The following is a 12,866-nucleotide window of genomic DNA, read 5'->3' on the forward strand; positions in this document are numbered from 1 at the left end:
AACTCTATTTCTTTCCTTTTTCTTCAAACTCTTTAATCATAAAGTGCTTAAATATTTTAAAATATCCATATCCATTTTCTTTTGCTTTATACATAGCTATATCTGAATATCTAATAACAGATTTTATATCCTTATTATCCTCTGGATATATACTAATTCCAACACTAACTTCTATATTATAGCTACTATCCTTTGATGAAAAATCTTTTTTAAATAGACTTATAATCTTATCACCATATTTATGTACATCTTCCTTATTATCTTTTTCCTTTATTATTATAAATTCATCTCCGCCAACCCTAAAAATATTTGTCTTTGAATTTATTAAAGTAATTAATCTATTTGATACTTCAAGTAGTAAATCATCTCCTACTTCATGACCTAATGTATCATTAATAATCTTAAATTTATTTATATCCATAAGTGCTACAATAAATGTCTTATCACTTACTATTTCTATTTCATCTAAGTACTTCTTTAAACTTAATCTATTTTTAAGCCCTGTTAATGAATCTGTATACGCTTGCTTCTCTAGAAGCTTATTTAATTCTTCACTTCTATGTAAAACACACCTAAATCTATAAACCATTAATTCAAAGTCGCATATAAGCATATTGATTTCTTCTATACTACTTTTTGACCATTCAATGATTTCTCCTTGACTTAAATTATTAGGTGTATTTTCTATTATTGATAGTAGATTTCCTATATCTTTTATCAGTATTTTTTTTATGTATTTAATTAAAACATATATAATTAATACTATAATTACTAAAAACTTAATTTTAATAATTTCTTCATCTAAGATTATCGATCTTTCTCTATTAATATCAAAACTATAATCTATAGTTTGCATAATATTTATATTCAATTCCTTATATACATTTCTGCAAATCAATACAAAATCAAAAACAAATGGAATAACTATAGAAATACATACAATATGAAAAATAATATCTTTAGCTCTTATTGTATAATTTTTATTTTCTCCTGTAATAAAATTAATCGATACGTAAGTTATAACTATATCCGCAATTAAAGCATTCATTAATCCGTTTAGAACAATATTTAGAATAATAAATTTTGATGATATATTTAGATTTATATATAATAGATTTAATCTTGATGATATAAAGATCATTGATAGAAAGATTATCCAATAGGCTACATCTTTAAAAAACACTCTTTTCACTATACCTATTTTATTTAGAATTCCTATAAATATAATTTCAAATACCATTAATAATTTATAAGTCTCAATATCTCCAGTAAAATAAGTAATTGTTAATATTGATATAATAACAATTCCAGTATATTTAAATCCATAAAGATTTAATATGATAAGTAGTACACATGATAATATACTAATATTAATACCATAGATATTTAAATTTATTATATTTGATATAAATGCTAAAATACTTAATAAAATTATTAATATTATCTTTATTAAAGTGTTTTTTCCATTAAACTCTACCCTATTATTTATCATAATAATCAATCCCTGCATAAAATACTTCTATTATAGTATTTGCACTCTTAGTACTTTATATAAACTCAGATTAACTTTCTTTATAATAAAATAGGGATATCTTTAAAAGATATCCCTATTATAATAACTACTTATTTAATTTTGCATTTATAACTTTTCCTGCAACATCTGCAGCTTTACCGGCTCCATATCCTCCATTTTCAACAATTACAGCAATTGCAATTTGAGGATCGTCAGCTGGTGCAAAACTTACAAACCATGAATGTGGTTTTAATGGATTACCATTTGCATCATTATGATCTGCTGTACCAGTTTTGGCTGCTGCATTAGTTCCTTTTAAGTAACTCCATACACCATTTTTTATATTCTTTTCAACTAAGCCTTGCATATATCCTTTAATAGTATTAGCATCACTTTCACTCATAGCTTTGCTAAACTCTTTTGGCTTAATAGTTTCTACTACATTACCCTCTTGATCTAATACCTTACTTACAAGATCTGGTTGCATTATAACTCCCTTATTAGCTACAGCACATGTTACTAACGCCATTTGCATTGGAGTAGCAAGTATTGAACTTTGCCCTATACCAGTCTGAGCTAATTGCCCTGGGTCAACCTCTTTAGGGAATGTACTTTGACTTATTGTAAATCCATTTGCTGGAACATTTTTATTAAACCCAAAAGCTTCTGAAGTTTTCATAAGTTTTTCATTGCCAAGATCCATTCCTAGAGTTCCAAATACTACATTACTTGAAACTATAAATGCTTTTCTTAAATCTATATTTCCATAAGATGCACCTTCTGAATTACTCATAGTTCTTCCATCTTTAAATTTAATACTTCCAGTATCATTAAATGTTTTATTTTGAATTCCTGGTATGTTTTCAAGAGCACTTGTAGTTGTAACAATCTTAAATGTTGATCCTGGTGCATATTTTCCAACGGTAGCCCTATTTATTAACGGACTATTTTCAGCCTTTCCAGCATTAGCTTTATCCATTTCCTCTTTTAGATTATTTGGATTAAAACTTGGCTTAGATGCCATTGCTAAAACTGCTCCTGTTTTAGGATCAAGTGCAACTACAGCACCTCTATTATTACCTAGTGCATCATACGCTATCTTTTGAAGGTTAGTATCTAAAGTTGTTACAACAGTGTTCCCAACTTTTGGTTTGTCTTCTCTAGTAAAGAAAGCATTCTTTAAATTTTCTATACTAGGATCACTTAATAATTTTTTAAATCCTACTGACGCATTATTGCTTGTAGTTAGTTGCTTATCATAAGCAGCTTCAAGACCTGATTCTCCATATACATTACTAACATATCCTATTGGATGTGCATATAAAGAATTCATTTCATACTCTCTATTTTGAACATTATTCTTCCCTCTAACGCTCTTAGCTATTACTTTTCCACTACTATCTAATATTTCTCCTCTTAAGACCTCATTTTTCTTAGCCCAAGCTCTTTGATTTCCTGACATTTCTGCAATCTTAGGAGCCTTAAATACTTGGAAATAAGCTATATATGAAATAAGAGCTACAAGGCAAAATAAAAATACAATCATTACTTTTTTTACACTATCTTTAATATCACCTTTCATCCTAGCCCTCCTCTGAAATCTTCTGTAATATACCTAATGCAAAGAACATTGTAATCATTGATGAACCACCATAACTTATAAGTGGTAGTGCTATACCTGTTAAAGGAATTACTGCAAATATTCCTCCAATTATAACTAATACCTGACAAACTAGCATAGCGCTAAATCCAACTGCATTAAGTTGAAGGAATTCATCATCTGTAACAAAGGCTGTTCTTATACATCTATAGAATAATAAGAAATATACAATCATTATACCTATTCCAAAGATTATACCAAACTCTTCACATATTATTGCAAAAATATAATCTGTTGTATTTACTGGTACAAATCCTGGATAACCTTGACCAAGTCCTGACCCAAACATTCCACCTGATGAAATTGAATAAAGCCCTTGAACTATTTGATAACCTTGATCTTGTGCATACTTCCAAGGATTTTGCCATATCTCAACTCTCTGTCTTACGTGTCCAAACATCTTAAATGCAGCGACTGAACCTATAGCTGAAAGTGCTAAACAACTAAGAATATATTTTAGTTTTCCTGTTGCAATATATAACATAGTTATTGATATTCCAAAGAATATTAAAGCTGAGCCTAAATCTCTTTGAAGCACCATACATCCTAAACTAAACATCACTATTAATGCTGGCTGAATAAGATTTTTTATATTATTCTTAGAATTATCCCCTGACTTATATTCTCTAAGGGCTGATGATAGATATAATACTAGAGCTATCTTACCAAACTCTGACGGTTGGAAACTTACGGGTCCAATTATAACCCAGTTCTTTGCTCCATAGACTTCTGTACCAATTATAAGAGCCATTGGCATAAAGATTATAATAGCTAACATATATAAGTTTTTATACTTAGCAAACTTTCTAAAGTCTGGAAATGCCTTTAATATTATCATATAAATAACTATACCTAATAAAAACCATACAAGCTGTTTCTCTGCAACTTTAGGATTTATTCTATATAACATAGCTATCCCTATAACAACTAACACACATGAAAATGTAAGAATAAATTTATCACCATCTGGATAGAACTTCCTTACAACAAAATGTGCAATAAAAATAACTACACATAATATTCCACCAAAATATAGTGCATTCTTGTCTATTGGATCTTTTATGATAGCTAAATTTGTGAACAGAGCTATACATAGTAAATATGTTAAGACTAGCATTGTGGTTTCTTTCTTACCTTTAAACATTAAATCACCTCACGCCATTTAAGACAGTACTTTAAATACTGCTGTTCCTATAGCTATTTGATCCTTTGTAAATAGCTTAACTCTTCCGCTTATCTTTTCACCATTTAAGAAAGTTCCATTTGTACTTCCTAAATCTTCTAATATTAGCGCATTATTTTTTACCATTATTTTGGCATGATTACCTGATACATATTGATCTGATAACACTACTGTGTTATTACCTCTTCTCCCTATTGTAGTTACATCCCTAATCGGTATTACCGAGCCTACCTTTAATGCCGTATTATCCCCTATTTCTATTATCTCTATCCCATGATGTCTTCGTTTTGAAGGAATAGGTCTTTTACTATTACTATTGCTTTTAGCATTAGTTGGTGTATTCCCTCCACTCTTAACATCTTTGGCCATTATTTTTAAGGCATAAATTATTATAAAGTATAATAGTACGATAAAAATTATTCCAAATACGACTGCAATAAATTTTGAAAAATCCATCTTTTCACCTCGAAAAATTACTTTATCTTTTTGATTATACACCAAAATAATATTAAATTCCTACATTTATATTACAATTATTGCTTGTATGAGTAATTAACTAGCTTTCTTAGTAAACTTTTCTAAAAGCTAGTTAATTAATTTATAATATTTTGTTTTCTTTGTTTACTTTAATATTTTACGTAGATAATATCCAGTATATGAATCCTTTATTTCACATATTTTTTCCGGTGTTCCTGTACCTATAATTGTACCACCTTTATCTCCACCTTCTGGGCCTAAATCTATGATATAATCAGCACACTTTATCATATCTAAATTATGTTCTATTACTACAACTGAATTACCAGCATCCACTAATCTTTGTAATATTTGAACAAGTCTATTTACATCATCTATATGAAGTCCTGTTGTTGGCTCATCTAAGATATACAATGTTTTACCTGTACTTCTCTTTGAAAGCTCAAATGCAAGCTTTATTCTTTGAGCCTCACCACCTGATAACTGAGTTGATGGTTGACCTAATCTTATATATCCAAGCCCTACATCATAAAGTGTTTGAAGCTTATTTTTAATTCTTGGTATATGTTCAAAGAATTCTAAAGCCTCTTCTACTGTCATATTTAAAATATCATCTATATTTTTACCTTTATACTTAACTTCTAATGTTTCTCTGTTGTATCTTTTTCCCTTACAAACTTCACATGGAACATATACATCTGATAAGAATTGCATTTCTATCTTTATTATTCCATCTCCAGAACACGCCTCACATCTTCCACCTTTAACATTAAAACTAAATCTTCCCGGCTTATATCCTCTCATTTTAGCTTCTGGTGTTTGTGAGAATAATTCTCTTATTATATCAAATGTTCCAGTGTATGTTGCTGGATTTGATCTTGGAGTTCTTCCAATTGGACTTTGATCTATATCGATTATCTTATCAATATTTTCATATCCTTTAATTTCCTTATGAGCTCCAACCGGATTTTTACTTTTATTTACTAATTTATTTAATCCTTTATAAAGAATTTCATTTACTAAAGTACTCTTTCCAGATCCAGATACTCCTGTAACCATAGTAAGCATTCCAAGCGGAAAATCTACTGTAACATTTTTTAAATTATTTTCCTTTGCTTTAGAAACAGTAATCTTATTTCCATTTCCTTTTCTTCTTTCACTTGGAACTTCTATTTTCTTCTCTCCAGTTAAGTACTGTGCAGTTATGGATTCCTTACATTTTTTAATTTCTTCCATTGGACCTGCTGCAACAATATTTCCACCATGCTCACCTGCCCCTGGTCCAATATCAACAACATAATCAGCTTCTCTTATAGTATCTTCATCATGTTCTACGACTATAACAGTATTACCTACATCTCTTAAATGTTTTAATGTCTTAATTAATCTATCATTATCTCTTTGATGAAGTCCGATACTAGGTTCATCTAAAATATATAAAACCCCCATAAGTGCAGAACCTATTTGAGTTGCAAGTCTTATTCTTTGAGATTCCCCACCAGATAAAGTTCCTGAACTTCTTGATAGATTTAAATAATCTAATCCTACATTCACTAAGAACTCTAATCTACTTACTATCTCTTTTACTATTTGCTCGCTTATTATTTTATTCTTTTCTGAGAATTCAACACTATTTATAAAATCTAACTCTTCTTGTATTGAAAGCTCAGTAAATTCATAAATATTTTTATCTCCAACAGTTACAGCAAGAGCTTCTTTATTAAGTCTTGCACCTTTACACTTAGGACAGTGCTTATTACTCATATATTGTTCTATTTCACCTTTTATAAGATCAGAGTTAGTTTCTCTATATCTTCTTTGAAGAGCATTGATTTCGCCTTCCCATACTGAATTATAGGTAGCTCTGACTCCTTCTTTTACGTAATCTACTTTTAATCTCTTTCCTTCTGTTCCATATAAAAGTACTTTTACTATATCTTTTGGCAAATCCTTTATTGGAGTGTTTAAATCAAAGTCATATTCTTTGCTTAATGCTTTCAGGAATGAGAATGTCCATGAATCATCTTTTAGTCTTCCTTCACCCCAACAAGCAATTGCACCTTCCATAATACTTAAATCTTTATTTGGAATAACTAAATCTTCATCGATCTCTATTAATGTTCCAAGACCATCACAATAGTCACACTTACCAAATGGTGAGTTAAATGAGAACATTCTTGGTGCTAATTCTTCTATACTTATTCCACAATCAGGACATGAGAATTTTTCGCTATATAAAGTATCTTCTCCACCTATTTCATTTATTATAATTAAGCCTTCTCCTAGCTTTAAACCAGTTTCTATAGAGTCTGTAAGTCTTCCTTCTATACCTTCTTTAATAACTAACCTATCTACTACTGCTTCTATACTATGTTTTTTGTTCTTTTCAAGCTTTATATCTTCCTCAGTAAGGTCATATATTTCTCCATCTATTCTTGCTCTAACAAAACCGTTCTTTTTGATATTTTCTAATATCTTTTCATGAGTTCCTTTTCTACCTCTTACAACTGGAGCTAGAATTTGTATCTTTGTTCTCTCTTCAAGTTCCATTACTTTATCTATAATTTGATCTACTGATTGTTGACTTATTACCTTTCCGCATTTAGGACAATGTGGTATTCCTACTCTAGCATAAAGAAGTCTTAAATAATCATATATTTCTGTTATTGTACCCACAGTAGACCTTGGATTCTTACTTGTTGTTTTTTGATCTATTGAAATCGCTGGAGATAATCCTTCTATATATTCAACATCAGGCTTGTTCATTTGACCAAGGAACTGTCTTGCATATGCTGATAATGATTCAACGTATCTTCTTTGTCCTTCAGCATAAAGAGTATCAAATGCTAATGATGATTTACCTGAACCTGAAAGTCCAGTAAATACTACTAACTTATCTCTTGGTATTTCTAAGCTAACATTCTTTAAATTATGTACTTTAGCTCCTTTTATTATGATTTTATCCTTCATATTATTGTTACCTCTCTTTTAACTTATAGCTTTATTTTAGACTTATATTTACTAATTAATTCTCGAACATAAGTTCCCATAAGTTAATTTTAAATTTATCTCATCTTATTGTCAATTATATCACTTGTCTTTCCTATTATTAAGTAACAAGTAGGATTACTAAGTAATTTTTAAGAATTGTTAAAATTATAATAAATTCTCTCATATTTAGAAGGTGTGTAGCTTAAAGGTATAGCCATTTATACGCTGCCTATATGAATTATAATACTATTTTAGTTTCTTTTTTATTTTCTTATTTAAGTAATGCTACATTCCATATAGATACTTTATTCCCATTAAACCACCTATATATTTTGATTATTATAAAAAAGAAAGATTAGATTTCTCTAATCTTTCTTTTTATGTATTATAAATTCTTTTCTCTTATAATTATCTTAGCTGCTTCTTCAGCCATATCTCCTGTAAATCTCACACATTGATCCTTATGTTCTGGTGAACCCATAGTTAATCCTTTAGTTAGAATCCTACAACAAGTCACTCTATTAGCTTCTCTAAACTTATCATGCAACTCTTTAGATAATTGAAGTGTCTTGTCTACTTCCTTTCCACCAGCTTCGCTTCTACCAAAAATCATTCCGATTGACATAACGGCTCCTGCTAATGCTCCACATGTACATCCTGATCTTCCTATCCCAACTGGGAATCCTGATGCAAATTTAACAACATCATCACTTAACTCTGGCATGAATTCATCCTTTAAAGTCTTAACTATAGCCTCTGAACAAAAGAAACTACCTACTCTATAATAATTTTCAGCAGTTTCTCTAATTCTTTTAATATCTTCATCAGTCAAACTAAATCCCTCCTTAATTATATACATTATAATTTTAACATATATAATTGAAAGTCCTAGTTATTCTCTACAAACTTAACATTTCTTTTAACTACATTACTTAATTTTCCTAATAGCTTGTCTACACTCACTATGATAAATGACATACCTATAAATGCTATAACTAAAAATATTAGATAATTTAAAAATTCAGCAAATGTAATAGTATTTAAATCTAAGAATGGATATGGGTATGCTCCTATAATATTTCCTATAAATAATGCTCCAAATAAATATACTATAGGGAATATAATCCACATACAAATATCTTTATAATTATATCTTCCTTTTCTACCTATAAATAACCAGTCTAAAATAAAGGCAATTGGTGAAAATCCATGTAGTATGTAACTTTGAACCTTCTCAATACCTTGCTGATTCCAAGCTGAATTTAAAACAAAGAAAAATACTATTCCTGCTATACATATGTAAAGTGTTATTGCACCTCTTACACTATCTTTATTTAAGAATTGTATTCTTTCTCCTAAAAAAGCTTTATTTATAAACCAAAGCATTACTAATATGTTACTGTATTCTGTAAAATATGAGAAAAATCCTAGTACTCTTCCCATATATGTTGGTATTTCACTAACTAATATTTGATTAGTAAATGATCCTAATATAGCTAATAATATAATAATTCCAGCTATTCCTCTCCAAATTTTATGTACTTTATTCATTTATTCACCTCGTATTGTTTAATTCTCTTTATAATTATATAAAATTTATTTTGACTGTCAAATATTTTAATAATTAAACTATGTTATAGGATTTCATTTAAACTATTATAAGAAAAAGAAAGTAATTACTATCAAAATAGTAATTACTTTCTTTTTCTAAAACTTAATGGACATATAGCAATCCAATAGTAAGAGGCCCCATTATGGTAATCAAAATATTACCTACTGCATAGGAAGGTGTATAACTTAACGCAAATATACTACTTCCATTTTCTTCAGTTATAGCATTTAATGCAGCTGTTATTGTACCTGCACCACAAAGTGAACCTATTATATCTACTGGTTCTAATTTTAGTGCATATTTTCCAAAGTACAATGAAAGTACATGTGGAATTAGGCATACCAATATACCTATTATTAATACTGCGAATCCCATTGATTTTAATGCAGGAATAAATGCGCTTCCAGCTTGTAATCCAACTACAGCAATAAATAAATTTAAACCTACACTCTTTAAAAACCAACGTGTTGATGATGGTATTTCTCCAAAATGTGGATGTTTATTTTGATACCATCCAAATAATAGACCTGAGAATAATGCTCCACCACCACTTCCAAGAGTTAATGGAACATCATGAATTGTTAATGCTAATGTTCCTATTAAAACACCTACTATAATCCCAAATGTTAAATAACTAACATCTGTTGAAGTACCATTATCTTTAACATATCCAAATTCTTTTATTATTTTAGATATAGCATGTTTAGGTCCTATAAGTGTTAATATATCTCCATTTCTCATTTCTGTTTCGTCTTCTAATTTTTTTCCGTTTCTTTTAACTAATTCTAACATAATGTTATTGCTATATAAGTCTTTTAAATTTTTTATATTGAATTCTTTAGTTAACATTATTTCTGATTTTTCTAAAGATACATTCATATACTTTTCATCAGATGTTTCTACTAAATCATCAGTTTCAGCTTCTACAATATCTGTAAGATCACCTATTATAGTAATATAGTCACCTGAAGCTATAACTGTACTTTGATCAAAATTAGTATCTTCACCATTTTTGAATATTTTTTCAAAAGTAACTTTATTTTTAAAGCCCTTTTCAATATCAGATACTGATTTACCTACATATGATGAATCTTCATTAACTAAGAAAGCACGCATCTTTATATTATTCACTATGCTTGAATTATCTGATGCATCTCCCTTAAAATGAATCTTTTCAATCATCCTTTTTGTTTCTTCTTTTAAATTTACTCCTAAAAGCATAGGTGCAATGTTTTTTAAGAAAATAAGTATCCCAACTGTTCCAAAAACATATGTTATTGCATATGCAATTGCAACTTTAGATTCCATAGCTGATTTTACAGCCGCTGTTGCATTAAGTCCATTTATAGCTGATGCTGATGTTCCTATAACAGCTGATTGTGTAAGAGAACCTGCAATTATTCCAGCACCCTCCCCTGCATCTACATGGAATACTTTGAAACAAATCATAGCAACTATAAAAGCAACTACACTAAAAAATACTGAGTGAATAACTAGTTTTACACCTGATTTTTTTAAACTATTTACAAAAGCAGGTCCAACTTCATATCCTATTGTGAATATGAAAAAGCTAAAGAATATATTTTTTACTATTGGTGATACGTGAAACACTCCAAACTGTCCTATAATTAATCCAATTATAAGTGTTCCAACAGTTGAACCTAGACTAAATGATTTATACTTAAACTTACCTATTAAGTATCCAAGTGCTAAGCAAAAGAATATTGCTACACTTGGATTCTTTTCTAAAAAGTCAATAATCACCTTCATACCAAATCACCTTCTGTTTCTAATAAATGTTTTTGTTTTACTTATTATTTTTGTTGCTTATAATCACTGTAGTACTCAGAAAGTAATTCTAACACTTGTTTTGCTATTTTTTTATATGCGTCATCTGGTAAATTAGCTTCAGATACTCTTAATGTTCCAGGTGTTGCTCCAAAGCCTACCCCCTCCATTAATACTACTCCATTCTTTTCTGCTAATTTTAATAAAAAATCAATTGGTTCAAATCCATTTTCTAAATATTTTCTAAAGTCGCTATTATAGTGACCTTCTGCTAGAGCATATATATCTATCAATGAATAGTATTTTGCATTTTCCTTGCTATTATCTTCATCAATTCCTAATGTAGAGAATAAATCGTGATATCTTGAAGCTACTAATTTTTTAGAACTTTCAATATATGGATCTTTTTCTTTTGTAAGTAAAGCTGTTGATGCAAATAATGCCATCATAACTTGTTGAGGTGTAGATAATCCTGATGTATGATAAAGTCCAATTGAACGACTATCCGCAACTAAACGGTCTATGAATTTTAATTTACGTGGTTCTAAAGTTACAAGTCCATACCTTTCATCAAGTTTCTTTAATTCTTCTTCTGGAAGTTTTTCTATTAAGCTATCAAATACATTTTTTTCATTTGCAGCTATTAAACCAATTCTCCATCCTGTTGCTCCATATAATTTTGAGAATGAATATACAAGTAAAGTATTATGTGGTGCAACACTATATATTGTTTGGAATCCATTTACAAATGTTCCGTAAACATCATCAGTTATAATAATTAAATCCTTACGTTTTTGAACAATCTTAGCTATTGCATCTAAAGCTTGATTATCTAATGCTTTTGATCCTGGATTTGAAGGATTTACAAAAAATAATGCTTTGATGCTTTCATCTTCTAACTTTGATAATTCATCTGGTGATATAACCCATTTATTTTCTTCTTTAGATCTTAAATCTATTTCTACCATTTCATAATCATCAAGTTCTGGAATTTGTAGATATGGTGTAAATATTGGTGTATTAATTGCAATTTTATCTCCTGGTTTTATTAACTTATTTTCTTTAAGTGAATTAAAGATATAGCAAATTGCAGCTGTTCCACCTTCTGTTGGGAATACTGATGTTTTATCTTTAAGATCTACTCCATTATATAATTCCTTTTGTAGATACATATTTAAAATCTTCTCTATATTAACTAAGCAACGACTTGGAACTGGATAGTTATTAGCAACTGCCCCATCAACCAACTCTTTTACTAATTGATCTCCATCTATGCTTAATTCATTTGTATAATATTCAATTATATTTCTTAAGAACTTATCTATATATTTACTATCATCTAAGAATGATTCAAACCTTCCTCTAATTCCATCTAAGATTGTATAACCAGCTAAATTTCCATCATGCATTGTCCTTTGAGATTCTAACACTCCAAATTCAACAATTCTTGCAAAAGCCAATCTTGCCTCAGTATTAATCCAATTAGGATTTCCTCTTCCCGCATTTAAGAACACGTTATGCTTTTCATTATTTTTAGCAAGCTTTAGCATATTATGACTGACTTCAAATGCTCCTAAACTTTCTAATTTTTTTTCCTCTTCTCTTGTAATCATATTGATCACTCCTTTTAATATTTAAAGCT

The 12,866-nt window shown here is 29.1% G+C and carries 9 protein-coding genes; all 9 read right to left on the minus strand.

Annotated features, from left to right (window positions below; all coding sequences use genetic code 11):
• Positions 1-4 precede the first annotated feature (4 nt).
• The 9 genes from JOC62_RS04440 to JOC62_RS04480 all read right to left on the minus strand — a co-directional run bounded on the left by JOC62_RS04440 (position 5) and on the right by JOC62_RS04480 (position 12,837).
• Positions 5-1,492 (minus strand): GGDEF domain-containing protein, encoded by a 1,488-nt coding sequence (locus JOC62_RS04440; RefSeq protein ID WP_204594025.1) that lies wholly within the window; start codon positions 1,490-1,492, stop codon positions 5-7.
• Positions 1,493-1,619: 127 nt separating this feature from the next.
• A complete protein-coding gene (locus tag JOC62_RS04445; protein WP_204594026.1) occupies positions 1,620-3,095 on the minus strand; it encodes a peptidoglycan D,D-transpeptidase FtsI family protein in 1,476 nt (491 codons plus the stop codon).
• Between the two features lies 1 nt (position 3,096).
• Positions 3,097-4,317, minus strand: a complete 1,221-nt coding sequence (locus JOC62_RS04450) for an FtsW/RodA/SpoVE family cell cycle protein (RefSeq protein WP_204594027.1) — start codon at positions 4,315-4,317, stop codon at positions 3,097-3,099.
• Positions 4,318-4,335: 18 nt separating this feature from the next.
• Entirely contained in the window at positions 4,336-4,812 is a 477-nt protein-coding gene (locus JOC62_RS04455) for an FHA domain-containing protein (protein WP_204594028.1), read from the minus strand.
• 165 nt (positions 4,813-4,977) lie between these two features.
• Positions 4,978-7,803, minus strand: a complete 2,826-nt coding sequence (gene uvrA, locus JOC62_RS04460) for an excinuclease ABC subunit UvrA (protein ID WP_204594029.1) — start codon at positions 7,801-7,803, stop codon at positions 4,978-4,980.
• Between the two features lie 406 nt (positions 7,804-8,209).
• The gene (locus tag JOC62_RS04465) at positions 8,210-8,656 is read right to left on the minus strand and encodes a C-GCAxxG-C-C family (seleno)protein (RefSeq protein ID WP_341534794.1); all 447 of its coding nucleotides are present in this window, start codon (positions 8,654-8,656) and stop codon (positions 8,210-8,212) included.
• A gap of 56 nt (positions 8,657-8,712) precedes the next feature.
• Positions 8,713-9,375 carry a Pr6Pr family membrane protein gene (locus JOC62_RS04470; RefSeq protein WP_204594031.1) on the minus strand — a complete coding sequence of 221 codons (663 nt, stop codon included), beginning with the start codon at positions 9,373-9,375 and terminating at the stop codon, positions 8,713-8,715.
• A gap of 163 nt (positions 9,376-9,538) precedes the next feature.
• Positions 9,539-11,206: an aspartate-alanine antiporter gene (gene aspT, locus JOC62_RS04475; protein ID WP_204594032.1), complete on the minus strand. Its 1,668-nt coding sequence runs from the start codon at positions 11,204-11,206 to the stop codon at positions 9,539-9,541.
• Between the two features lie 44 nt (positions 11,207-11,250).
• The gene (locus JOC62_RS04480; protein ID WP_204594033.1) at positions 11,251-12,837 is read right to left on the minus strand and encodes a bifunctional aspartate transaminase/aspartate 4-decarboxylase; all 1,587 of its coding nucleotides are present in this window, start codon (positions 12,835-12,837) and stop codon (positions 11,251-11,253) included.
• Positions 12,838-12,866: the final 29 nt, after the last annotated feature.

It is taken from the genome of Clostridium sardiniense (assembly GCF_016907995.1).
GTDB lineage: Bacteria > Bacillota > Clostridia > Clostridiales > Clostridiaceae > Clostridium > Clostridium sardiniense.